The 22,444-nt window shown below is 69.4% G+C and carries 19 protein-coding genes and 1 pseudogene; 7 read left to right on the top strand and 13 right to left on the bottom strand.

Translation table 11 applies throughout. The features are described from left to right. The 3 genes from ACWEOW_RS13020 to ACWEOW_RS13010 form a co-directional block, all read right to left on the bottom strand. Complete coding sequence (locus ACWEOW_RS13020; RefSeq protein WP_452269629.1) at positions 1 to 456, bottom strand: methyltransferase family protein; 456 nt, start codon at positions 454 to 456, stop codon at positions 1 to 3. Between the two features lie 11 nt (positions 457 to 467). Further along, positions 468 to 1,358, bottom strand: a complete 891-nt coding sequence (locus tag ACWEOW_RS13015; protein ID WP_452269628.1) for a TIGR03618 family F420-dependent PPOX class oxidoreductase — start codon at positions 1,356 to 1,358, stop codon at positions 468 to 470. A gap of 64 nt (positions 1,359 to 1,422) precedes the next feature. Next, positions 1,423 to 1,698 carry an SHOCT domain-containing protein gene (locus tag ACWEOW_RS13010; protein ID WP_452269627.1) on the bottom strand — a complete coding sequence of 92 codons (276 nt, stop codon included), beginning with the start codon at positions 1,696 to 1,698 and terminating at the stop codon, positions 1,423 to 1,425. A gap of 285 nt (positions 1,699 to 1,983) precedes the next feature. Here ACWEOW_RS13010 and ACWEOW_RS13005 point away from each other — a divergent pair, with 285 nt between their 5' ends. Both ACWEOW_RS13005 and ACWEOW_RS13000 read left to right on the top strand, forming a co-directional pair. Next, positions 1,984 to 3,765: a sialidase family protein gene (locus ACWEOW_RS13005; protein WP_452269626.1), complete on the top strand. Its 1,782-nt coding sequence runs from the start codon at positions 1,984 to 1,986 to the stop codon at positions 3,763 to 3,765. A 281-nt stretch (positions 3,766 to 4,046) separates the two neighbouring features. Then, positions 4,047 to 5,390, top strand: coding sequence for a cation:proton antiporter (locus ACWEOW_RS13000; RefSeq protein ID WP_452269625.1), 1,344 nt, complete (start codon positions 4,047 to 4,049; stop codon positions 5,388 to 5,390). A 31-nt stretch (positions 5,391 to 5,421) separates the two neighbouring features. Here ACWEOW_RS13000 and ACWEOW_RS12995 read toward each other — a convergent pair whose 3' ends face one another. The 7 genes from ACWEOW_RS12995 to ACWEOW_RS12965 are packed head-to-tail and all read right to left on the bottom strand — an operon-like array spanning position 5,422 to position 13,831. Then, the gene (locus ACWEOW_RS12995) at positions 5,422 to 6,216 is read right to left on the bottom strand and encodes an ABC transporter ATP-binding protein (RefSeq protein ID WP_452269624.1); all 795 of its coding nucleotides are present in this window, start codon (positions 6,214 to 6,216) and stop codon (positions 5,422 to 5,424) included. Continuing rightward, positions 6,213 to 7,235 carry an ABC transporter ATP-binding protein gene (locus tag ACWEOW_RS12990; protein ID WP_452269623.1) on the bottom strand — a complete coding sequence of 341 codons (1,023 nt, stop codon included), beginning with the start codon at positions 7,233 to 7,235 and terminating at the stop codon, positions 6,213 to 6,215. The genes ACWEOW_RS12995 and ACWEOW_RS12990 overlap by 4 nt, the downstream gene beginning before the upstream one ends. After that, positions 7,232 to 8,098 carry an ABC transporter permease gene (locus tag ACWEOW_RS12985; protein WP_452269622.1) on the bottom strand — a complete coding sequence of 289 codons (867 nt, stop codon included), beginning with the start codon at positions 8,096 to 8,098 and terminating at the stop codon, positions 7,232 to 7,234. The genes ACWEOW_RS12990 and ACWEOW_RS12985 overlap by 4 nt, the downstream gene beginning before the upstream one ends. Continuing rightward, on the bottom strand, positions 8,095 to 9,054 hold the full coding sequence (locus ACWEOW_RS12980; protein ID WP_452269621.1) for an ABC transporter permease: 960 nt from the start codon (positions 9,052 to 9,054) through the stop codon (positions 8,095 to 8,097). Before ACWEOW_RS12980 ends, ACWEOW_RS12985 begins: the two co-directional genes overlap by 4 nt. Then, complete coding sequence (locus ACWEOW_RS12975; RefSeq protein WP_452269620.1) at positions 9,051 to 10,475, bottom strand: amidase; 1,425 nt, start codon at positions 10,473 to 10,475, stop codon at positions 9,051 to 9,053. The genes ACWEOW_RS12980 and ACWEOW_RS12975 overlap by 4 nt, the downstream gene beginning before the upstream one ends. After that, complete coding sequence (locus ACWEOW_RS12970; RefSeq protein WP_452269619.1) at positions 10,475 to 12,130, bottom strand: ABC transporter substrate-binding protein; 1,656 nt, start codon at positions 12,128 to 12,130, stop codon at positions 10,475 to 10,477. The genes ACWEOW_RS12975 and ACWEOW_RS12970 overlap by 1 nt, the downstream gene beginning before the upstream one ends. Positions 12,131 to 12,190: 60 nt before the next feature. Beyond that, entirely contained in the window at positions 12,191 to 13,831 is a 1,641-nt protein-coding gene (locus ACWEOW_RS12965; protein ID WP_452269618.1) for an amidohydrolase, read from the bottom strand. Between the two features lie 181 nt (positions 13,832 to 14,012). Between ACWEOW_RS12965 and ACWEOW_RS12960 the strand changes: the two genes are divergently transcribed. The 3 genes from ACWEOW_RS12960 to ACWEOW_RS12950 all read left to right on the top strand — a co-directional run bounded on the left by ACWEOW_RS12960 (position 14,013) and on the right by ACWEOW_RS12950 (position 16,026). Beyond that, entirely contained in the window at positions 14,013 to 14,702 is a 690-nt protein-coding gene (locus ACWEOW_RS12960; protein WP_452269617.1) for a TetR/AcrR family transcriptional regulator, read from the top strand. Between the two features lie 46 nt (positions 14,703 to 14,748). Continuing rightward, positions 14,749 to 15,630 carry a universal stress protein gene (locus ACWEOW_RS12955; RefSeq protein WP_452269616.1) on the top strand — a complete coding sequence of 294 codons (882 nt, stop codon included), beginning with the start codon at positions 14,749 to 14,751 and terminating at the stop codon, positions 15,628 to 15,630. A gap of 93 nt (positions 15,631 to 15,723) precedes the next feature. Then, positions 15,724 to 16,026, top strand: coding sequence for a hypothetical protein (locus ACWEOW_RS12950; RefSeq protein ID WP_452269615.1), 303 nt, complete (start codon positions 15,724 to 15,726; stop codon positions 16,024 to 16,026). 16 nt (positions 16,027 to 16,042) lie between these two features. Here the strand turns inward: ACWEOW_RS12950 and ACWEOW_RS12945 are convergent, their stop codons facing one another. The 3 genes and pseudogenes from ACWEOW_RS12945 to ACWEOW_RS12935 all read right to left on the bottom strand — a co-directional run bounded on the left by ACWEOW_RS12945 (position 16,043) and on the right by ACWEOW_RS12935 (position 17,284). Then, positions 16,043 to 16,447, bottom strand: a complete 405-nt coding sequence (locus ACWEOW_RS12945; protein WP_452269614.1) for a VOC family protein — start codon at positions 16,445 to 16,447, stop codon at positions 16,043 to 16,045. A gap of 226 nt (positions 16,448 to 16,673) precedes the next feature. Then, positions 16,674 to 16,841 (bottom strand): annotated as a pseudogene (locus tag ACWEOW_RS12940) (hypothetical protein); the annotation flags it as partial. 125 nt (positions 16,842 to 16,966) lie between these two features. Then, positions 16,967 to 17,284 carry an ArsR/SmtB family transcription factor gene (locus ACWEOW_RS12935; RefSeq protein ID WP_452269613.1) on the bottom strand — a complete coding sequence of 106 codons (318 nt, stop codon included), beginning with the start codon at positions 17,282 to 17,284 and terminating at the stop codon, positions 16,967 to 16,969. A 193-nt stretch (positions 17,285 to 17,477) separates the two neighbouring features. On the opposite strand from ACWEOW_RS12935, the gene ACWEOW_RS12930 reads away from it, so the two are divergent. Next, entirely contained in the window at positions 17,478 to 18,533 is a 1,056-nt protein-coding gene (locus ACWEOW_RS12930) for a zinc-dependent alcohol dehydrogenase family protein (RefSeq protein WP_452269612.1), read from the top strand. A 1,454-nt stretch (positions 18,534 to 19,987) separates the two neighbouring features. After that, on the top strand, positions 19,988 to 22,354 hold the full coding sequence (locus tag ACWEOW_RS12925) for an RHS repeat domain-containing protein (RefSeq protein WP_452269611.1): 2,367 nt from the start codon (positions 19,988 to 19,990) through the stop codon (positions 22,352 to 22,354). The last annotated feature ends 90 nt before the right edge of the window (positions 22,355 to 22,444 follow it).

The raw sequence follows: 22,444 nt of genomic DNA, 5'->3' as shown, positions 1-22,444 counted from the left end.
TCACAACCAGGGCAGCTTGACCGTGCTCGTGTACTGGTCCCACGAGGTGCCGAAGTCCCGCGACAGCTCAGCCTCCTCCGCCGGCGCGTACCTGCGGGTCCCGACGTACATGGCGATGCCGAGGGCGGCGCCCAGCCAGGTGTCGAGGAGGAAGCCCGCCCAGGGCAGGACCAGGAGGGCGACGCCGGTGTAGAGCGGGTGCTTCACGATGGCGAACGGCCCGCTCGTGATCAGTTCTGCCCGAGGGACTTTCGTGAGGATGAGCACGACAGACCAGGCCCACACCACGATGCCCGCGACGAGGATTGCGATGGACGCGGCCCGGAGGCCGGGGGGCGGCCCACCGACATCGAACGCTGCCGGGAACGCGATGTTGAGGCTCAGCCCGACCACGACGAACGGCACCATGAACAGGCCGATCCGGTCACCGCTACCCACGAGTTCCTTGACCTTCATCTCGCTCTCCTTCAGGCGTGGATCGCGTCGCAGATGACACGACGCGCATGGATCTGCCAGGTCACCCGAGTCCCGGCCGACGTGCAGGCCCCGGCTTCGGCGGGGACGGCATCGGCGGGGACGACCACGGCATCGCCGCGGAGCTGCACGTAGCGTGAGGTGTTGTCGGGGTCGACGACGAGCAGGGCGACCCGCGCGTCGACGCGCAGGTCCCGGTCTGGTTGACGCTCCCGCGAGGTGGTCACGAAGGCGGCGTCGCCGTCGTAGGCAACCGACACCAGGCTCGAGTGAGGCTGGCCGGTGTCACCCATCGTCGTGAGGACGCCGCAGGTCGCTCCGCTGAGCAGGTCGACGTGTGAGGGCGGCACCCGGCACTCCGAGAGCGACCCTGTCGGCGTCGTGGGGCTGCGCTTCGGCCGCGGCTCTGCACCGCTCAGTGCGATCGGGCCCTGGCCGACGACGACACAGGTCGGCGCGATCCGGCACAGGACAGGGATCTCGGTCTCGGCGAAGCGAGCGGGGATCACGTCGCCGAAGTAGCTGACCCGCCGGCCGGCATACCTCGATGCGATGTCGTCGAGATGCTTCCGCGCCCCGTCCTCGATGAGGTCGACGACGATGCCGCGTACCTCGAGGTAGCGGGCGAGTCGTCGAGGGTCGTAGCAGAGCAGGGTGACCCGCGGGTCGCGGCGCATGTTGCGCTCCTTGGCGAAGCCGCGCATGGTGTTCACTCGCACGAAGCCGCCGTCATAGTCGCACCAGACGACCGAGGTCTGCGGGGAGCCGTCGCGCGAGACCGTCGTGAGGGCGGCGACCGGTGGGCACTGGACGAGGTCGAGCTGCGACGCCGGGATCTCGCTGATGGCGTGGCCTCGAAGCGGGTCGGTGGTCGGACTCGTCATCTCTTCAGGCTCGCGACAAAGCCGCCGGGCGGTCAGGGCCGAAGGTCCTCCGGCGGTCGGCTCGTCAGCGCTGACGGAGCGCGGCGCGGCCGCGTGCGAGGGCCTCCGCGTCGATGTCTCCACGGGCATACCGCATCTCGAGCTCGGCCTCCGCCGGGCTGCCAGCGGCACCGCCCGTCGCCGACACGTCGTCGTCGGGTCGACCTCGGTTGCGGGCCCGCTCATCCCGGGTCAGGACGAGCACCGCGACCACCGTGCCTCCCGCGATGAGCGCGAAGAGGACCAGCCAGAACAGGACCTGCGAGCTCCCCATGCTCATGTGTCCCCAATCCCACATCATCGACCGCACTCCTTCGCATCGCACGGAGACTCTCTCCAGCACCTTCACTGTCGTTCGTGGCGCTCTGCGAATGCAGTGCCGAAGGTCCTGACCTGGCGGCTCGTTGCCATCGGTCGGCGCACCACCACGGCGTGGAGCTCGGGCGTTTCCCCAGCCTGACTGGGGTCGTCCAGGGCGGCGAGCGGGCGTAGCCTGATCGGCGGACACGTTTGTCACGGCCCAGGCCATCCCCTGTGGTGAACGCTCCGCTTGCCCGGACCTGGGTCGCGCGGAGAGGAGTCCCCCGTGCGTTTCTTGCGACGATGGCTGGTCCTGGCCACGGCACTGGAGCTCGGCGTGGCTTTCGGAGCTCAGACGGCGTATGCCGCACCGGCCTCCGACGCGCTGGTCAGCGTGGCCAGTCCCACCGACCACCATCCACAGAACTCGTCCAACGAGCCGTCCCTGGCGGTCAGTGCCGTTCGGCCGAACGTCCTGGCTGCCGGCTCCAACGACCTGGTCGACATGCAGCCGTGCTCCCAGGCGGCCGCAACCCAGCATGCGGCCTGCTCGTTCCCACTCGGCACGTTCAACCTGGGCGTCGGCCTGTCCGCCGTCCACTTCTCGTTCGACAGCGGCCACCACTGGGTCCAGCCGACGTACTCCGGGCTGACCGCTGCCGACTGCAGCCCGACCGTGGAGCCGTGCACCCCCCATGTGGGCCCGATCCACACGGTGCCCAACTTCTACGAGAACGGCCTGCGCTCGCGAAGCGACACCGGAGTGACCTTTGGGCCGGCACCGGGGCCTGATGGGTTCTCCTGGGCCAACGGCGACCGGCTGTACTTCTCGAGCCTGGCCACGAACCTCACCGACACGGTGATGCGCGACGTCGACCAGGGCCAGAACGGCACCTTCGGCGTGACGGTGTCGCACATCGACAACGTGACGCCGACACGGGTCGCTGACCAGTCCAACTGGTCGCGCCCGTACTTCGCGGCTCCGCACGCGGCGTTCAGCTCGGGCCTGGACAAGGAGCAGGTGTGGGCGGACAACGCGGCATCCAGCCCCTTCTTCGGCAACGTCTACGTGTGCTACTCCGACTTCCACAGCCTCAGCGGGGGCAACTCGTTCCCGCTCAAGCCGATGGTGTCAACGTCTCGTGACGGCGGCGTCACGTGGAAGCAGCACCAGGTCGCCCCGGCGATCGCGAACGCCAAGCAGGGCCTCTACGACGGGTGCACCCTGCGGACCGACAGCCATGGCGTGGTCTACGCCTTCTTCACGCACTACGGCGGGACCGGCCTCGCAGGCAACCACGCCGTCGTCAAGTCGTTCGACGGCGGCCAGACCTGGCGGGCGCCGCAGGACGTGGTGGCGATCACCGATCCGTGTTTCCACACCGACAGCGTGACCGGCCGGTGCATCATCGACGGCATCGCCGGTGCTCGGACCGACCTGGCCGCCATGCCGAGCGTCGACATCGCCAACGGTGCGCCCACCGGGGCGCAGGCGACGAACGAGATCGTCGACGTCTGGGTCGATGGAGCCCAGGGCCCCGACAAGGAGCAGACGATGTTGGCGTACTCGACCGACGGAGCCGCCTCGTTCAGCACGCCGGTGGCGATAACCCAGCCACGGGACATCCCGACCTACGCCGCTCCGGCGATCAGCCCGAACGGTGCTCGGGTGTATGTCGTGTACCAGGCGTTCACCGCGCCGTTCCAGACCACCACGGCCGCTGAGCGACCCGAGCACGGGGTGCTGCTGTCTGCGGCTGTCGGGGCAGGTGGTGCGCCCGGCGGCTGGGTGACGGAGTACACAGGGCCGCTCGGTGACGCTCGCGGTGCGACTCAGGGCCGGATCCTCTACAACGAGTTCCTCGGCGACTATGTGTACGCCGTTGCGACGGAGACCTACGGTGCCGGGGTCTGGACCGATACCCGGCGCACGGTCGACTGCCCGGCGTTCGACTCCTGGCGTCAGGCGTCCTCGGACGCAGGACACGTGGTCCTGCCGGCGCCATGGCCGCTCGACTGCGCGGGCAGCTTCGGCAACAACGACATCTTCAGCGCGACCACGGGTTGAGCGGGCGGCGTTCCGGCCGGCCTTCAGTAGTGGCAGATCAGGATGCCGGCATACGTGGCCGGCATCCTGACCTGCCCCTGAGCCACGTCGTGTGACTGGTGGGACGGGGCGCCCACTCGACCGGGAGGGAGGCCCGGTCGGCCGGACAGGTGCAGGGTTGCCCGCTGCCAGGGTTGCCCGCTGGCAGGGTTCCCCGTGCCTGCGTCGCCCGGTGCCATGGTCGCTCGCGCGCTCAAGTCACCCCTGGCGGGTGTGCCGTCGCACAGACCCTCGCCATCAGCATGGATCCGACCGCACCGGACTTCCCCGCGAGGCCGCGGTGCGGTGCGGCAGGCGAGGAGGGTGCGATGGTCGCGGCGATCTGTGTCTTCGCGCTGCTGGTCATCGGGTTCGTCAGCCTCTCGGCCCGCTTCAGCCGCGCCTACCTGACCGGTCCCATGGTCTTCCTCGTCGCGGGCAGCGGTCTTGCGCTGCTGTCCGTGCTCGAGCCCGAGGGCGAGGGTGCAGCGATCCGGACGCTTGCCGAGGTCACGCTGGTCCTGGTGCTCTTCCACGACGCGGCGGAGCTCCAGCCGCGTGAGCTGCGGTCGGACGCGGGCTTCACCGTGCGACTGTTGCTCGTGGGCCTGCCGCTCACCATCGGCGCGGGGTTCCTTCTGGCGCGGGTCATGTTCCCGGAGATCGGCGTGTGGCTCGCCCTCCTGCTGGCTGCGGCCCTGGCGCCGACCGACGCCGGCCTGGGCGCTGCGACCGTGCAGAACCCCGTCGTGCCTTCACGGGTCCGCCGCATCCTCAACGTCGAGAGCGGCCTCAACGACGGACTGGCAACTCCCGTCGTCCTGTTCGCAGTTGCTGCGGCCAGCGGGTTCGCCGACGGCTCGGCGGAGCATGGCTTCGTGACGGCAATGCGGGAGATCGTCGTCGGTGCCGTCGTCGGTGCCTGTGTCGGATACCTTTCCGGGCTCCTGGTCGAGCTGGCCCGAAACCGCGCCTGGGCGGAGCGGGCTCTGCTTCCTCTCGCGACGCTTGCCGTCCCGGTGCTCTGCTACTACGGGGGGCACGCCCTGGGCGGCAACGGATTCATAGCCGCGTTCGTGGCCGGGACGGCATACGCAGCGAGCCAGACGAGCGTGACGGACGCGCACGACACGGTCGCCTACACCGGACTGACGTCGACCCTCCTGGGCTTCGGCGTCTGGATGGTCTTCGGTGCCGTCGCGGCGGCACATCTCGCGCCGCTTGCCACGTGGCAGAACCTGGTGTTCGCCGTCCTGTCGCTGACGGTGCTGCGCATGGTGCCGGTCGCACTCTCGCTTCTCGGGTCCGGGCTGCGGCCGCAGACCATCGCATTCGTCGGCTGGTTCGGCCCGCGCGGACTGGCGTCGATCATCTTCGCGCTGATCGCGTACGAGTCGCTCGACGCCGAGCCCGCGGTCGCTACCGTGCTGGGCGTCGTCGCGATCACGGTCGTGCTCAGCGTGCTCGCGCACGGCCTCACGGCGACGCCCTGGGCGCAGCGCTACGGGTCGTGGGCCCGCAGCGCCCGTCCGGCGGTCGAGTCTGCCGACGCGGTCGAGCCACTACGCCGCCACGGCCACATATCTTCGCGTGACGAACGCACCTAGCCATCCGCCCCGGCCCCGCCCACGTGCGCCGTTACCGCGTCGCCCAGCGTGGTCGCGGCACGGCTGACAGCAGCAGCCGGGTGTACGCGTGCCGCGGGTTGCCCAGCACCTGGGCCGTCGCACCGTCCTCGACGACCCGGCCCCGACGCATGACGAGGGTGTGGTCGCAGACGTAGCGGACGACAGCAAGGTCGTGGCTGATGAACACGAGCCCGATCCCGGTGTCGCGCCGGATATCACCGAGAAGGTTCAGGACCTGGGCCTGGACCGAGACGTCGAGCGCCGACACCGCCTCGTCCAGGACGAGCACCTGGGGCTCGACGGCGAGGGCCCGAGCGATCGCGACGCGCTGGCGCTGGCCTCCCGACAGCTGCCGGGGGAGCGCATCCGCCTCCCGGGGGCCAAGTCCCACCTGGTGCAGCAGCTCGGTAGCTCTGGTGCCACGGGCGCGACGCCGCAGGCCGGTGTGCAGCCTCAGCACGGCCTCGATCGCCGCGCCGACCGGCACCCGGGGGTCGAGCGAGAGGTACGGGTCCTGGAACACGATCTGCATGCCCTGTGCCCGCGCCAGCCTGGCACGTCGCCCCCGGGAGCCAGCCGGCGCGGCCCCGTGCAGGAGGATGTGCCCGGCATCGGGCTCCTCCAGCCCGACCAGCAGCCGGGCTGTCGTCGACTTGCCCGACCCGGACTCGCCGACGATGCCGAGCGACCGGCCCGGTCGGAGTGTGAAGCCGATCCCGGAAACCGCGTCGACGGTGGTCCCGTGACTCCGGTAGCTCTTGTGCAGGTCCCGCACCTCGAGCAGCGGGGGAGCGGTCGTCGTCATGTGGTGCTCCTCGCGATCTCGCGCGACCCGTCGAGAGCCTCGCCGAGCTCGGCCGCGCGGACACAGCGCAGGGACCGGCCGGCTGACTCGACCAGCGGTGGTGTCTCGGCGTCGCAGACCCCTGACCGGGCGAAGACGCAGCGCGGTGCGAAGGCGCAGCCCGGGGGGTCCTCGTCCAGGCTCAGCGGGCTTCCCGGGATGGGCACGAGCCGTGTGCTCACCGAGTCGAGGCGAGGCGTCGAGCTCAGCAGCCCGGCTGTGTACGGGTGACGCGGTGAGTCGAAAAGCTCACGGGCAGTGGCGTGCTCGACGATCCGGCCGGCATACAAGACGTGCACGCGATCGCAGACCTGGGCCGCGAGGTCGAGGTCGTGGGTGATGAACAGCATCCCCATCTCCTGCTCCCGCTGAAGCCGCCCGAGGATGGTCATGATCTCTGCCTGGGTGGTGACGTCCAGGGCTGTCGTGGGCTCGTCGCAGAGCAGCAGGCTCGGGCGACCCATGAGCGCGCCGGCGATCATGACACGCTGCAGCATTCCGCCGGACAGCTCGTGGGGGTACTGACGCAGGTGTCGTTCGGGGTCCGGGAGCCCCACGGCACCAAGCAGCTCGAGGGCACGAGCGGTGGCCGCGGCGACGTCGACCTTGGCATTGAGCCGCAGCGACTCCGTCAGGTAGTCGCCGATCCGCCGCAGCGGGTTGATCCCCGCTCGGGGGTCCTGAAAGACCATGGAGACGGTCTCGGAGCGGAGCGCCCGGAGCGCGTCCGTCCTGGCGGACAGGACGTCGACCCCGTCCACCGTGATGCTGCCTGACACCTTTGCACCTCGGGGCAGCAGGCCGAGGACCGCGCGCGCCGTGACCGACTTGCCTGATCCGGACTCGCCGACCAGGCCGACGACCTCGCCCGGGATGAGCGTCAGGTCGACGTCGGCGAGCACCGGACGCGCAGCGCCGGGTACCTGCACCGCGAGGCCCGACAGGTCCAGCAACGGCCGACGGTAGAGCGAGGCGGTCATGCGTTCCTCCCCGAGATCCGGTCGCCGATCTCCTCGCCGACCACGTTGAACGCGACCACCGTGAGGATCACTGCCAGCGATGGCACGACGGCGCTCAGCGGCTCCCCGAGCAGCACCGCGCCGCGGCTCTCGTTGATCATCGCACCCCAGTCGGGCGTCGGCGGCTGGACGCCGAGCCCGAGGAACGACAGCGCCGCCAGATCCAGGAGTGCGTAGCCGAACATGACTGTCGCCTGCGCCAGCACGGTCGGTGCGATGTTGGGCAGCACCCGGCGGAATGCGACGTCCGTCGGGGCGAAACCCTGCACGAGGTATGCCGCGACGTAGGTTCGCGACTTCGCCGACAGCACCAGCCCGCGCACCTGCCGTGCCAGGAACGGCGTGTACGCGATCGCCATCGCGACGACCGGTGCCCCCAGGCCCTTTCCGAAGAGCGACACCGCGAGAATCGCCAGCAGCAGACCCGGGAACGCGAACAGAATGTCGAAGACCCGGCTCAGGGTCGCGTCGACCCAGCCGCCGCGCCAGCCGGCGACCAGTCCGAGCACGACGCCGAGGAGCGTGGACACGACGACGACGGCGAGCGGGCCGATCAGGCTGCTGCGGGCGCCGAAGACCAGGCGAGACAACGTGTCACGGCCGAGCTGGTCCGTGCCGAGCCAGTGCTGCGGGCTGGGTGGGGCGAGCGCGTCGGCGAGGTCGGGAGTCGTCGGGTCGTATGGCGCCAGCAGTGGCGCGAGCAGGGCTACGAGGACGAACGCCAACAGGACCGCACCGGACACGACGACCAGCCAGGATCCGCCCCGCCTACGCAGCGCGGTCATGCGACCAGAGCCGAGCGCGGTCGCAGCCAGCGCGGTCATCGGGCACCTGCCCCGGCGACGGTGCGCGGGTCGATGACCGGCTGCAGGAGATCGACGACGAGGTTCACGAGCACGAAGGCCGAGACCACGATCAGGACGATCGCCTGCACGACGGGGAAGTCGCCGGTGTCGACCGACTGCACCAGCAGTGACCCGAGACCGTTGAGCCCGAACGCGGACTCGACGACCGAGCTGCTGACGAGCAGCCCGGCCACGAGCAGACCGGAGATCGTCGTGATGGGGCCGAGTGCGTTGCGCAGCACGTGCCGACGCACCACGGTGTGCCGAGGCAGTCCCCGGCTCATCGCGACCTCGACATGCTCGCGGCCCAGCTCCTCGAGCATGGCCGACCGCGTCACGCGTCCGACGAGCGCGATGAACGTGAGAGACAGGGCGACTGCCGGCAGGAACAGATGCTGGATCCGGTCCCAGCCTCCGTCGCCGGGACCGAAGGTCGGGAACCACCCGAGCCGGACCGCGAACACGGAGATCAGCAGGATCGATGCGACGAAGGATGGCACCGCGGCAAGCACCGTCGTGAGCACGAGCACGGCGCGGTCGGCGAACGCACCCGCGGCGAGGGACCCGATGATCCCGGCTCCGAGGCCGACCATGGTGATCAGCACTGCTGACATCGCCAGCAGCGTCAGCGTGGTGCCGAGCCGCGCGCTGATGAGCGTCCGGACGTCCTCCCGGAAGAGGAACGAGCGGCCCAGGTCGCCGTGCAGCACCCCACTGAGCCAGTGAAGGTACTGCGAGAGGAACGGCTGGTCGAGCCAGTACTGGGCTTTGACCGCGGCGATCGCCTCCGCCGACGGGCTGCGACCCCGGATGAGGAAGTCGATCGGGTCACCCGGTGCGACGTAGAGCGATGCGAACACGAGGAACGACGCCGCGAGCAGGGTCGTCAGTACGGCGGCGATCTTCCGTGCGACGTATGCCGCGCCAGACGTCATGGGGTCGGCCACCATTCGCCGCTGGTGGTGAGCGCCAGGGCGCGTTCGAGGGCGGATCCCAGGCGGAACACGGTCACGTCGTCGTACGTGCGCCCGACGATCTGGACACCCGTCGGCACGCCGTTGGGCGCGATGCCCGATGGCACCGAGAGCACCGGGACCCGACCGATGATGTTGAACGGCACGGTCAGCAGCGCGTCGATCCAGGGGACGAGGCGGTCTCCGACAGACACGAGCGGCTCGGCGTCGTCAGGCGCGGCCTCGATGCCCTGGGTGCCGACCGTGGGGCAGAGCAGCGCCTCGTACCTCTCCAGAAGCTCCCCGAGCGGCTGGTACACCTCGGCCTCGGCCGCCAGCCCGGCGGCATACGAGGAGCTCTTGTCGCGCCACTCGCGAGCCTGGGCGGCGAAGCTGCGCGTGTAGGCCATGAGCTGGTCGCCGGACCCGCCGGCGACCTCCTCGATGAACGGCCCGAAGATGGCCCCGAAGTGCGCCCAGGCGGTCTCGGCCAGGCGCTGCCGCATCCACGGCAGCGTGACCTCCTCCACGATGACCCCGTCCCAGCGGAGCGCGTCCGCCGCGGCGCGCGTGTTCGCCTCGATCACGGGATCCACCTCGTAGTCACCGAGGTTCATGCAGAGCGCGACGCGCATGCCGCGAACTGGCCGCGAGTCGGCGGGCACGGCGAGCGCGGGCCGCAGCGACGCCTGGTCGCTCGGGTGGGGCCCGGCCAGGACGTTCTGGAGCAGCGCCACGTCGGCGACGCTGCGTCCCATCGGCCCGTCCGCGCAGTAGGTGTCGGAGTTGAACGGCGCCATGCCGGGGACCCGCCCGAAGGGCGGCTTGAAGCCGACCACGCCGCAGAAGGACGAGGGGATCCGGATGGACCCGCCGATGTCGGATCCCGTTGCCAGCACGGTCTCCCCGGCCGCGAGCACGGCTCCGGCGCCGCCGGACGACCCGCCGGGTGTCAGGTCCAGGTTCCACGGGTTCCGCGTGACGCCCCACAGCTTGCTGTGGGTGAAGGGGGCGCAGGAGAACTCCGGGGTGGTGGACCGGCCGTGCACGACGGCACCCGCGCCGTAGACGCGGTGCACGATCGGGTGGCTCGCGTCGGAGATGCGACCGCGCTCCAGGATGGACCCCTCCTCGATCGTCCGGCCGGCGATCGGCTGCTCCTCCTTGAACACCAAGGGGACTCCCTCGAGTGCGCGCGGCTCGGGACCGTCGCCGGCGAAGCGTCGCTCCGCCTCGCGCGCCGCGTCGTAAGCCTCGTCCAGCATCGTCTCGGTGAGCGCGTTGACGAGCGGCTCGACCTTCTCGGCACGCGCAACCACCGCATCGAGCAGCTCGACCGGCGAAAGCTCGCGCCGACGGAACAGGTCACGGGCCTCGGTGGCGGTCAGGTGGTGCAGCTCCATCACCGGGCTCCGATCGTCGCGGCCCACGGGTAGTACATGAAGTCGATCGAGGGCTGGACTCCCGTGATGCGGTTGCCGAGCCACACGCTCGTCGGCGCGGTGTAGAGCGGCAGCCAAGGCAGCTCCTCCATGGCGATCTTCTCGGCGTCGGCGATGTGCTGGTTGCGCGCCGGGTCGGTCACCGAGGTCGCGATGGCGCTCTCCATGGCGGTGTCGAACGCCTTGTTCGACCAGGCTCCGTAGTTGCTGAACTGTCCGGTCTGCAGGACGCTGTAGAACTCGACCGGGTCGGCCGACGAGGTGTACCAGACGGTGAGGAACAGGTCGATTCCCTTGCGCGCCGCGGGGTCCGAGAACAGCGTCGTGTACTTGTCCGGCGAGATCGTCTCGATCTTGGGGTCGAGGCCGATCTCCTTGGCTGCCTGAGCGACCGCTGCGGTCGCGACGTCGGCAGCCTGGAAGACGGGGCTCGTCGCGATGACGATCCGCTGGCCGTTGACGCCCGCCTGCTTGGCCAGCGCCTTGGCCTTCGCGGGGTCGTACGTGTACTTCGGCAGCGCGCCGGTCACGGCGCTCACCTGCTCCGACGACATCCCGGAGCGGGTGCTGTCGGTGACGAGGGAGGAGGCGACCTCGGCCACTCCCTGCTCACCGGTCTTGACCACGCCGGCCCGGTCGGTGGCCATCAGCAGCGCCTGCCGCACGCGCTTGTCGCCGAGGATGCCGGACGTGTTGCTGACGATCTGGTCCACGACGGCGGTGTTGATGCCGTAGTAGACCTTCCCGGCGCCGCCGGCGCTGAGCTGAGCGTAGGCGTTCGCCGGCACCATCCAGCCGCCGTCGACCTGCCCGGAGGACCACGCGTTCACGCGGGTATTCGGGTCGGAGAGGAAGACGAACTTCACCGACCCGGCCTTGGCCTTGAGTGCCGGGTCCCAGTAGCTGGCGGCGCGCTTGAGGGTGATGCTCTGCCCCGGCTGCCATGAGTCGAAGGCGAAGGGGCCGGTGCAGTTCACGCCGGTCGAGGCGTTGCCGTAGTTCTTGCCGGCCGCGGCAAGAGTCCGTGCCGACTCGACGGTGCCGGGGCTGGCTGCCATGAGCTGGTTGAACATCGAGTCCGCCTTGACGAGGGTGACGGTCACCTGTCGGTCACCCGTCTTCGCGATCGACTTGACGTTCTGGAACACGCTGGCCCAGTAGGACCCCACGTTCGGGTCCAGGTGGCGTTTGAGCGATGCGACGACGTCGTCCGCCGTCAAGGTCGTCCCGTCGTGGAACGTGACGCCGTTCCTGATCGTGTACACCCACGTGGTCGGGGTCGGGTTCTCGTACTTCTCCGCGAGCCCAGGCGCGATGGTCAGGTCGGGCTTCCAGCGCAGGAGGCTCTCGCAGACGTTGGCGAGCACCTGGTTCGGCGGGTAGTCGAACGCGTACGCGTAGTCCAGGGAGCCAGGCTCGGCGTAGACCGACCAGGTGAACGAGTCGATGTCGCCCCTCGGCTGTGGCGTGGACTCCGTCAGCTCGTATGCCGCCTGCGCAGCGGTGGCGTCACCGCCCGCCTTCTGACCGGCAGTGCCACTGCACGCTGTGGCTCCGAGTGCGAGGGCGACGAGCCCGGCCCAAAGGGCGGGTCGGCGCGCGGTGCGCATGGTCATGAGTTCCTCCGACGTCGTTGTTGGGGAAGGGATTTCGGGTGGGGTCAGGTGGGGGTCGCGTCACCCGGCGGCATACACGAGCTCGCCGCCGACGTAGGTGCGGGTGACCTGCGTCTCGGCGATCTCATCCGGCCGACCCGCGAACGGGTCGCGGTCCAGAACCGCCAGATCGGCCAGAGCGCCCACGCGGAGCCGTCCCGTCTCGTCATCGTGATGGTTGATACGGGCCGATCCGAACGTGTATGCCGTCAGTGCCTTGGCCAGCGTGATGCGGTTGCGGGGGTGGAAGGGACGCGGGTGGATGGCGTTCGGGTACGTCCTGTTGACGGCAACGTGGATGGCCGCCATCGGGTCCGGGCTGCTGACCGGCCAGTCGCTTCCCGCTGCGACCGAGGCGCCTGCCGTGACGAGATCGCCGAACGGGTACTGCCAGGAGGAGCGGCGCTCGCCGAGGAACGGGATGGTGAGCTCGTCCATCTGTGGCTCGTGGCAGGCCCAGAGGGACTGGATGTTGGCGGTCGCGTCGAGCTGGGCGAAGCGCTCGATGTCGTCGGGGTGGACAACCTGCAGGTGGGCGAGGTGGTGCCTGTTGTCCGTGGGGCCGTTCGCGCGGCGCGACGCCTCGAGCGCGTCGAGTCCCTCGCGGACGGCGCGGTCGCCCAGCGCGTGGAAGTGCACCTGGAACCCCTCCGCGTCGAGACGGGTCACGAACTCCCGCAAGGAGATCGGATCGATGAAGGAGAGCCCGCTGTTTCCGGACGCGCACCCACAGCCGTCGAGGTACTGCTCCGTCATGGCGGCGGTGAAGTTCTCGGCGACCCCGTCGAGCATCATCTTGACCGAGCGCGGGCGGAAGCGACCGACCGTGCCTCGGGCTCTCAGGTCGACGAGCTCCTCGACCTGTTCGATGCCGCGGGCGCGGTCCCACCACAGGGCGCCGACGACCCGGCCCTTGAGCTCGCCGGACTCGGCTGCCTTCACATACACCTCGAAGACGTCGCCGAGGCCGAACACGTCGCCGACCGCTGCGTCCTGCCACGAGGTGATGCCGTGGCTGAACAGGACGTCCTGAGCGGCGAGCAGGCCCGCGTACTGGTCGTCGAACCCGACCGGGCCCGTGTGGTTGGTCACGAGTGCCATGGCGCCTTCGTGCAGGGTCCCGCTCGGGGTGCCGTCCGGCTCGCGTTCGATCCGGCCGTCGGTGGGGTCGGGGGTGCTGGCGTCGATACCCGCGCGGGCGAGGGCTGCCGTGTTGACCCAGGCGCCGTGCCCGTCGCGGTTCGTGAGGAAGACGGGACGGTCCGGCACGACCGCGTCGAGCAGCTGGCGTGTCGGAGTGCCACCGGTGAAGAACTCCATGGACCACCCGCCGCCGGTGACCCACTCCCGCCCAGGGTGAGCAACGGCATACTCGGCGATGCGGTCCACGCACTCTTGCGCGGAGCGGGTGCCGTGGAGCTCGCAGCGCAGCAGGTCCACCCCGGCCATGACGGGATGGACGTGGGCGTCCTGGAAGCCGGGCACGAGCAGCCCGCCCGCGAGGTCGACGACCTCGGTGTCGGTGCCGATGAGCTCGGTCGCGTCGTCGCCCACGGCGACGATCCGGTCATCCCTGACAGCGAGTGCCCCAGGCCGAGACCGCGCGAAACCCGCGGTGAACAGGGATCCGTTGACGAACGCGACATCTGCGTAGGGACCCATGAGGACCTCTCTCACTCGGTGTTGCGGCGAGAGTAGGTGGCACCCGACTGTCGAGTCAACGATGTTGACTACATTGTTTACATCGAGGTTGGATGGTCGGTGCCGCCGGATCTGTCAGGATCGGCGAACGCCCGACCGGCGAGCGCCCGACCGGTGGGCGAACTTCGAGGAGGAGACCCAGATGACCGTGGAGCGCGTCCAGCGGGTTGGTCGACGACGCGCACAGCTGAACCGCGAGTCGATCCTCGAGGCGACGAGAGGCATTGCGGCAGAAGGCGGCCAGATCACCTTCCGTGCCCTGGGCTCCGCCCTTGACGCGGACCACACCGCCGTCTACCGGCACTTCCGCGACAAGGAGGAGCTCGTCCGCGCGACCTTCGACCAGCTCCTGTCCGAGGTCTGCGAGGGGGTCGACCAGACCCTCCCGTGGCGTGACCAGGCCTACGCGCTGGCGCGGCTGACCTGGGAAGCATGCGCGTCGCACCCCTCCATCGGTGTCGAGGCGCACACCCTCACCACCGGCGGCCCGGGCGAGATGTGCTGTGTCGAGATCCTCCTGGCGCTTCTGACGAAGGCCGGCCTGCCCGCGAGCGAGGCCGTGCACTTCTACGCAGTCCTGTCGAACTACACACTCGGAGTGGCAAGCACGAAGGCCGCACACCGGCTGGCCGATCCAGGTGGCAGCAGCGACGTCACCGCGACCTGGCTCGGCGACCTCGCGCCGATCGACCCCGGCGTCCACCCACATGTTGCCCGGGTGCGGGCCGAGCTCAGCTCGCTCCGTGACGACGACGTGTACGCGATGGGACTCGACGTCATCCTCGATGCCGCCGAGCGGACGGCTGAACGGGGATCAGCCGAACATCCCTAGGTCGCGGGGTTAGGGTCGAAGACGTTGGCTCGCGGGAGGGGTTCTCATGACCGGTCGGATCGTCGTCGGCATCGACGGCTCGCCTCAGAGCGGCAGGGCGCTCGAGTGGGCTGTGGCCCGCGCGCGGCTCGGGGCTGAGCAGCTCGAGCTCGTCCACGCGTACAGCCTCACTCCCGATCTCGACTTCTTCGGCTACCACGGCATGGCGTCCAGCCAGCCCGCCGAGTGGTTCGTTCAGTTCTCCGAGGAAATGCTCGAGGCCGCGGCAGCGCGGGTGCGCGAGCTGGCGCCCGGTGTGACCTGCACCCTGAGATCGACGCTGGGCCATCCAGCCCCCACGCTGGTGGCGGCTTCCGAGGATGCCGTCCTGGTCGTCGTGGGCCGCCGCGGTCTGGGCAGTGCCGCGAGTGCCCTGCTGGGCTCGTTGAGCAACCGGCTGACCGTCCAGGCGAAATGCCCGGTCGTCGTCGTGGGGGAGGGGGAGCTCCCGACGACCGGCCCGGTCGTCGTCGGCCTCGACGACTCACCCTTCGGGACGAACGCTCTCCGATACGCCATCGCCGAGGCGGCAGTGCGTAGGACCGGCGTGAGAGTCGTCGCCGCGTACGACGTCATGCACCAGGCGTTTCCGGCCGACCCGGAGCTCATCGAGCGGTTGCGTGCCAGCGTCGAGGCGGAGGCGGAGGAAACCATCGCGCGTGCGCTTCGCGACTCGCAGGGCGGCACCGCGTCAGTGGAGGTCGAGCGCGTCGCGGTGGAGGGCCTTGCCGCAGAAGCGATCCTGAGCCATGCCGACGACGCGCAGCTGATCGTCGTCGGCACGCACGGCAAGGGCCTGGTCCGCCGGGCCCTGCTCGGCTCGGTGAGCCGGCAGGTCCTCCACGATGCCGACCGGCCGGTGGCCGTCGTCGACATTCCTGAAGCCTGAGTATGCCGTCCGTGCGGCCGGGGTATGCCGGCCGGCTCGCGTCACCGACCCGCCAAGCCGCCGCGTGGCGGCCCCGCGACGCACACTGTAGTGGTGAGCTCCGCGGCGCAGCAGGAAGAAGGAATCGGTCGTCCCGAGTGCTGGTGCTGTGGCGGCACCTTCGAGGAGGCCGAGCTGACCCGTCTGGGCCAGCACCCGGAGGTCGGCGTCTGCGCCGACTGTGCGAGGTGGCTCCTGCGCCGGTCCCGATCTGGGGCCGGTCACGGGCCACCGTCGGTGTCGGCACGCTTGGCGCGGACGGTCGACTCCGTCCGCGGCTTCGTGATGGAGCACCACTGGCACGAGAAGCCGGTTGTCGGACCACTGCTGCGCCGCCTGGACCGGCATCTGCCCTGAGCGCGAAGCGAGCGGCCTAACCGGCGTCGTCTCCGCCGGAACCGCGGACGAGTCCCTGTCCGCTCCAGGTCGACAGGCAGAACGGGTGCCCGGCAGGGTCGGCATACACGAAGCAGTGATCGGCGTTGGGCTGGAAGTCGAGCAGCGTGGCCCCGGCGGCGACAACTCGCGCCCCGGTCGCCTCGAGGTCCTCGACGAAGAAGTCGAGATGCATCTGCATCGGGACATCGTTTCCGGGCCACTGCGGGGGTCGGAAGTCCTCGACCTGCTGGAATGCGATGCATCCGTTCGGGCCGGTGACTGCTGCCCAGTGCGAGGTGCCCCTCGCGACGCCGCCGGTGATCTCGGCATAGAACTGAGCCAGGGCGAGCGCATCGGGCGCGTTGACCGTGGTCCCGTCCAGCGTGATGAGGTCGGACATCAGCGGGCCGCCGTGTCCAGGTACGCGGGAGTGAGCTCGGTCCAGCGCGCGTGCCAGCCAGCTGCCGGTGTCTGCTCGGACCATCCGCCGACATGCACCGGCCCGTCGATCGCCAGCGATCGTCCGAGGTCCTCCAGGTGGGCTTGCCAGCCGGCCCCGTGGAGTGCAGGGCGCCGAGCGGCAGGCCGCGCTCCTCGACCACGAGCCTGGTCTGCTGACCCTCTGCGGTGAGCCAGGCCTCGACCTGACCCTCGTCGTCGGTGCCTGGTTCGGAGGTGAGCAGCAGATGGTGGGGGGCGTCGCAGACCTCGATCCTGGCGGGGCCGCTCCACGTGCTGGTGAAGACGGCGTGGACCGTCCCACCTTCGCGCAGGTCGCCGGAGACCTGGGCCATCCAGCGCGCGAGCCGCTCCGGCGCGGTGCACGCCTGCCACAGGTCGTCGATGTCGGTGTCGTAGACGTCCTCGACGCGCACCGCTCCGCGGGTGTCGTCGAGTGCCCGCATGGTTCCGATGGTTCTCATCTCCTCGCCTTCTTTCCTCGTGCGATCTCGGTGTGCAGCGCATCGAGCCGGTGCTCCCACAGCGCGCGGTAGCCCTCCAGCCACTCGTCGACCTCGATCAGCGCCTCGGGCCGCAGGCTGTAGATCCGTCGCTGCGCCTCCTGACGTACGTCGACCAGCCCGGCCTCCCGCAGCACCCGCAGGTGGCGGGACACGCCCGGACGGGCGATCGGCAGCGCATCGGCCAGCTCGCCGGCGGTCGCCGGGTGGTCCCTCAGGATCTCCAGCACCGTGCGGCGGCTGTGATCTGCCAGAGCCTGCAATACCGCGTCCATTCCAATAGTGTACCCAGTCAGTTACGTAACTGCAAGGGTACGCCGGGAGGTATGACGCTCTCATCTCGCCGCGCGCATCCTTCGGGACTTTCGTCCGTGGGCAGGGGCCGTCGCGAACACGAGCATCGTCTCGAGGGCTGACGGCTCGGCCATCGGGACCGGACCGCGCCCGCACGACCAGGAGGGTTGTCCCATGAAAGCGCTCGTCTACCACGGACCCGGTCAGAAGGCCTGGGAGGACGTACCTGACCCGACCATCAAGGACCCGACGGACGCCATCGTCCGCATGGAGACGACGACCATCTGCGGCACGGACCTGCACATCCTCAAGGGTGATGTCCCCGCCGTGGCCGACGGTCGGATCCTGGGCCATGAAGGTGTGGGCGTCGTGACCGAGGTGGGTCCCGAGTGCACGACGACCAAGGTCGGCGACCGGGTCATCGTCTCGTGCATCAGCAAGTGCGGGACGTGCGAGTACTGCCGGTCGGGGCTGACGTCGCACTGCCAGACGCTCGGCGGCATCGGCTGGATCTTCGGCCACCTCATCGACGGCACCCAGGCCGAGCTGGTCCGCGTCCCGTTCGCCGACAACGGCCTCATCCCGCTCCCCGACGGAGTGACAGCCGAGCAGGGCGCGATGCTCAGCGACATCCTGCCGACCGGATACGAGATCGGCGTGCTCAGCGGCGCGGTGAAGCAGGGCGATGTCGTCGCCGTCATCGGCGCCGGCCCGGTCGGCCTCGCCGCGATCATGACCGCGACCCCGCAGGGTGCATCGCGGATCATTGCGGTCGACGGCAACGCCTACCGGCTCGCGCAGTCGAAGGACTTCGGCGCGACGGAGACCATCGACATCACGACGACGCCGGACGTGGTCGGCGAGCTCAAGCGCCTGAGCCGTGACGGGCTCGGCGTCGACGTCGCCATCGAGGCCGTCGGCCTGCCCGCGACGTTCGGCACGGCGCTCGACTCGATCCGTCCCGGCGGACGCGTCGCGAACGTCGGCGTCCACGGTGCGCCCGTGTCGTTCCCCATCGAGCGCGACTGGATCAACAACATCACCATCACCACCGGCCTCGTCAACGCCACCACGGCGCCCGACCTTCTCGATCAGATCACCAAGGGCGAGATCGACCCGGGCAAGTTCGTGACGCACCGGTTCACGTTCGACCAGATGCTCGAGGCCTACGACACCTTCGCGAATGCCGCAGAGCAGCACGCGCTCAAGGTGGTCATCAGCACGAGGTGACCCGTTCGCGCGGCTGAGTCCACCGACGACGTATGCCGTCCCTCTCGTTAGTGCCCGAGCCGGCCTCCCGGCTCGGGCACGAGTGCATCCCTGTCACTCCTACATTCACGAGGCAGTAAAGTACGGCTGCCAAATAGCAGGGTGAGTCATGAGTTTCGGCTGGGAACTCCATAAAGAACCTATAACGATTCCGGCGACGCCGAGATGGTCCAGAGACCGGCCATTCCCGTTCTAGGTCAAGCAACGCGGATCCAGTTCGGTTGGTGCACAACGACTTTCAGTCACGACACCGATGACTACCAGTGACTCCGAGAAACTGCCCATCTTTTGGAAACGGGACATCTCCGGGTGATTGACGCGGCGCGCAACTTCAAGGACGGTTCGCGTTCGAAGCGCCATATCGGAGTGGCGTGTGCGTGGGTCACGAGTTCACAGGGGTGTGATGTGTCGCAGGCGAGGGGTTCTTACAAGCGCTCGGGACGTGCGCGTCGATTCTGTTCGGTGATGGCGGCTTTCACACTTGGGGCCTGTCTTCCAGGCGCGGTGGTCAAGGCCGAGGCCACGTCCGCGGCAGCCACTCCCGGGGCACCGGCCGTCCTAGGAGCAGACGCAGCCGCGGAGCAGGCCCGGTCCTCTGGCGTTGCCGTGGAGGTGACTGCGGAGACATCGGAGACCGAGCAGCGGTTCGCGAACCCGGATGGGTCCTTCACCCTGAAGGTGGCCTCGGAACCGGTGCGTGTGCGTTCCGGCTCAACATGGGTGCCGGTCGACACGACCCTCATGCAGCAGCCGGACGGGACCTGGTCCCCGGTCGCCGCTACCTCGCTGATGTCGTTCTCCGGCGGCGGCAGCTCGAGGCCGCTCGTGTCGTTCTCGCGAGGTGGAACGACGATGGCCTGGTCCTGGCCCGGCACACTGCCCGTGCCATTGGTCGCGGGTGACACCGTCACCTACCCGGACGTGTTCACGGACGTAGACCTGCGACTGGTAGCCCATGCGGACGGGTTCGGCGAGGCGTTGGTCGTCAAGTCAGCGCGTGGCGCGGCCCAAACCCAGCTGGAACACATCGCTCTCGGCGTCCACACGACCGGCGGCATGCTCGCGCGAACGGCACAGGGCGGGTTCGAGGTCCGCAGCGACTCCGAAAGCCTTGTCATGCAGGGCGGAAGCCCGTTGATGTGGGACGCCTCCGGGGCGCTGCTCGGTAGCGGCCCGAACGCGCCCTCGGTCGATGGAGCGGGTGCCTCGACGAGGCTGCAGCAGCCCGTGGCGGGCGACCACGCAAGCGGCGTCGCCCTGGCCGTGACGTCATCCGCGATGACCATAGCGCCGAATCTGGCTCTCCTGCGGGGGGACTCGACCCAGTACCCGGTTGTCATCGACCCGGACACCTACAGATCGTCCCAACCTATGCCAACGACACCACCCACTGGATCCACACCGCCAGCACCAGCGTGCAGAGGGTCAAGGTCGGCTGTGCCGCAACCCCAGCCATCCCGGGAGATGTCGTCTCCGGAAGCGAGACCCTCTACGACGGAGCAGCCACCTGGACCGCGAACCCGGCCCTGACGAAGGGCGACCCGACCAAGGTCCTCACGCTCAAGAGCTACTCCGGCACGACGCCGAACTACGTCACCACCGCGACGACGACCTATGAGAGCACCTACGGCAGGGTCACCAGTGTGACCGACGCCGTAGGGCACCAGACAACGACCAGCGACACGCAGAACACGGCCGGTCTCACGTCCTCGCAGACCGTGACCACCGGAGCAGGGACCACCACGCCCCAGGCGACGACGACCACCTTCGACGTCAACCGAGGGCTGCCGCTGACGGTCACCGACCCGAACAACAAGGTGACCACCACCACGTACGACGCGATGGGGCGCCTCACCGGCGTCTGGCTCCCCGGCCGCGCGACCACCGCCACAGCCAGCCGCACCTTCGGCTACACCCTCGGCAACGCCACGGCCCCGAGCCTCGTCTCCGCCGGTGAGCTGCGTAACAACGGCACGTACACCACGGCATACGGGTACTACGACGGGATGCTGCGCCCGGTCGAGACCCAGACACCTGCCGCCGACCTCACCACAGGCACCAGGATCGTCACCCAGACGCTGTACGACTCCCGAGGACTCACCGCTAGCACGCTCGGACCCGTGAAGGCCACCGGAGCACCCGGCACGGGGCTGGTCAATGCCGACAACGGCGCCCTGCCCGCCAGAACCGACTTCACGTACGACGGCGACAGCCGCCAGCTCACGTCCACCATGCGCGCCGGGATCGGCACGTACCACTACTACCCGACCGTCACGGCATACGACGGCCCGACCACGACGGTCACCCCACCCTCCGGAGGCACCGCGACCGCCACGGTGACAGACTCCCGCGACCAGGTCATCACTCGTCGGCAGTACACCACCACCTCGGGAACCGCCGGCGCATACCAAGACACGACCTACGCCTACGACGCCAACGGCAACCCCACCGCAATGACTGACCCCGCGGGCAACTCCTGGACCCGCGGATACGACCTCATGGGACGCCGAACGACCAGCACCGACCCGGACGCCGGGACGAGCGCCACCAGCTACAACGACGACGGCACCATCGCCACTACGACCGACAGCACAGGATCCACGCTCGCGTTCGTCTATGACCCGCTCGGCCGCAAGATCGAAGAACACACCGGCAGCAGCGCGGGCCCCAAGACCGCCTCCTGGCTGTACGACACCATCGTGAAAGGCCAGCTGACGTCGTCCACCACCTACGACGCGGCCGGCGACGCATACATCCGTGCCGTCACCGGCTACAACAACCTCTATCAGCCCACCGGCACCAACCTGAGCATCCCCGGCTCCGAGACCGGACTGTCCGGCACCTACACCACCACGGAGACGTACAACCTCGACGGGGGCGTACGGACGTACGTGCAGCCCACCATCGCCGGAGTCGCGGCCGTGGGCCAGGGCCCTGGCTATGACTCCTTGGGCCACCCGTACAGCCTCAACGGAGGCTCCAGCGGCCTTGTCGCCGGGACGTCTTACTCCGCCTACGGAGAGGTCGGGCTGCTGACCGAGGGCGTGGCCACGTCCAGCATCTACACGGCATACAGCTATGAGGACGGCACCCGGCGTCTGCTCAACCGGCAGGTCACACGCGACAAGGGGACCGGCTACCTCGAGAACGAGAGCTTCACCCGCGACGACGCCGGAAAGCTCACGTCGGTCGTGGACAGCCCGACCGACCCGGGAGCGGGAACCACGTCAGACACCCAGTGCTTCGGCTACGACCCGCTGGGCCATCTAACTCTTGCCTGGACACCCGGCAGCGGCGGGTGCGCCCAGACCCCGGCCGCCGGCCTGCTCGGCGGGCCCGCGCCCTACTGGCAGAGCTGGACCTGGGACAACGCCACCGGGAACCGCACCACCCAGACCAGCACCACCACAGCTGGCGATACCACGACAACCAGCTACGCCTACCCAGCGGCCCAGGCTCGCCAGCCCCACACCGTGTCCCAGGCGTCCACGACGGGCGCAGCCTCCTCGAGCACCACCTACGGGTGGGACGCGGCCGGGAACGAGAAGAGCATCAGCACCGGCTCCGCGACGACGACCCTCACCTGGGACGCCCACGAGCGGCTCACCGGAACGAGCGGGCCAACGGGTACGACCTCCAACGTGTACGACGCGGACGGCAACCTGCTCATCGCCCGCGACGCCGGCGGCGCCACCCTCTACGCGGACCAGGGTCCGTTCGGGTCCACCGAGATCCGGTACGCCACCACCAGCGCGACCGCGAGCCTGGTGCACCACTACTGAATCGCCCCGGGTCTGGTGGAGGGTCTGATCCCACGAAAGGGTGGAGTCATGCCTGTTCCGAGGAAGTACACGGACGAGCTGCGTGAGCGC

The sequence above is a fragment of the Monashia sp. NPDC004114 genome (assembly GCF_053603855.1).
This window is presented reverse-complemented; position numbering and strand designations above follow the sequence as displayed.

What these genes read in the sequence shown, in the direction of transcription:
- ACWEOW_RS13020 (WP_452269629.1), bottom strand. Translation starts at nt 456, where the DNA reads ATGAAGGTCAAGGAACTCGTGGGTAGCGGTGACCGGATCGGCCTGTTC.
- ACWEOW_RS13015 (WP_452269628.1), bottom strand. Translation starts at nt 1,358, where the DNA reads ATGACGAGTCCGACCACCGACCCGCTTCGAGGCCACGCCATCAGCGAG.
- ACWEOW_RS13010 (WP_452269627.1), bottom strand. Translation starts at nt 1,698, where the DNA reads ATGATGTGGGATTGGGGACACATGAGCATGGGGAGCTCGCAGGTCCTG.
- ACWEOW_RS13000 (WP_452269625.1), top strand. Translation starts at nt 4,047, where the DNA reads ATGGATCCGACCGCACCGGACTTCCCCGCGAGGCCGCGGTGCGGTGCG.
- ACWEOW_RS12995 (WP_452269624.1), bottom strand. Translation starts at nt 6,216, where the DNA reads ATGACGACGACCGCTCCCCCGCTGCTCGAGGTGCGGGACCTGCACAAG.
- ACWEOW_RS12990 (WP_452269623.1), bottom strand. Translation starts at nt 7,235, where the DNA reads ATGACCGCCTCGCTCTACCGTCGGCCGTTGCTGGACCTGTCGGGCCTC.
- ACWEOW_RS12985 (WP_452269622.1), bottom strand. Translation starts at nt 8,098, where the DNA reads ATGACCGCGCTGGCTGCGACCGCGCTCGGCTCTGGTCGCATGACCGCG.
- ACWEOW_RS12980 (WP_452269621.1), bottom strand. Translation starts at nt 9,054, where the DNA reads ATGACGTCTGGCGCGGCATACGTCGCACGGAAGATCGCCGCCGTACTG.
- ACWEOW_RS12975 (WP_452269620.1), bottom strand. Translation starts at nt 10,475, where the DNA reads ATGGAGCTGCACCACCTGACCGCCACCGAGGCCCGTGACCTGTTCCGT.
- ACWEOW_RS12970 (WP_452269619.1), bottom strand. Translation starts at nt 12,130, where the DNA reads ATGACCATGCGCACCGCGCGCCGACCCGCCCTTTGGGCCGGGCTCGTC.
- ACWEOW_RS12965 (WP_452269618.1), bottom strand. Translation starts at nt 13,831, where the DNA reads ATGGGTCCCTACGCAGATGTCGCGTTCGTCAACGGATCCCTGTTCACC.
- ACWEOW_RS12960 (WP_452269617.1), top strand. Translation starts at nt 14,013, where the DNA reads ATGACCGTGGAGCGCGTCCAGCGGGTTGGTCGACGACGCGCACAGCTG.
- ACWEOW_RS12955 (WP_452269616.1), top strand. Translation starts at nt 14,749, where the DNA reads ATGACCGGTCGGATCGTCGTCGGCATCGACGGCTCGCCTCAGAGCGGC.
- ACWEOW_RS12945 (WP_452269614.1), bottom strand. Translation starts at nt 16,447, where the DNA reads ATGTCCGACCTCATCACGCTGGACGGGACCACGGTCAACGCGCCCGAT.
- ACWEOW_RS12935 (WP_452269613.1), bottom strand. Translation starts at nt 17,284, where the DNA reads ATGGACGCGGTATTGCAGGCTCTGGCAGATCACAGCCGCCGCACGGTG.
- ACWEOW_RS12930 (WP_452269612.1), top strand. Translation starts at nt 17,478, where the DNA reads ATGAAAGCGCTCGTCTACCACGGACCCGGTCAGAAGGCCTGGGAGGAC.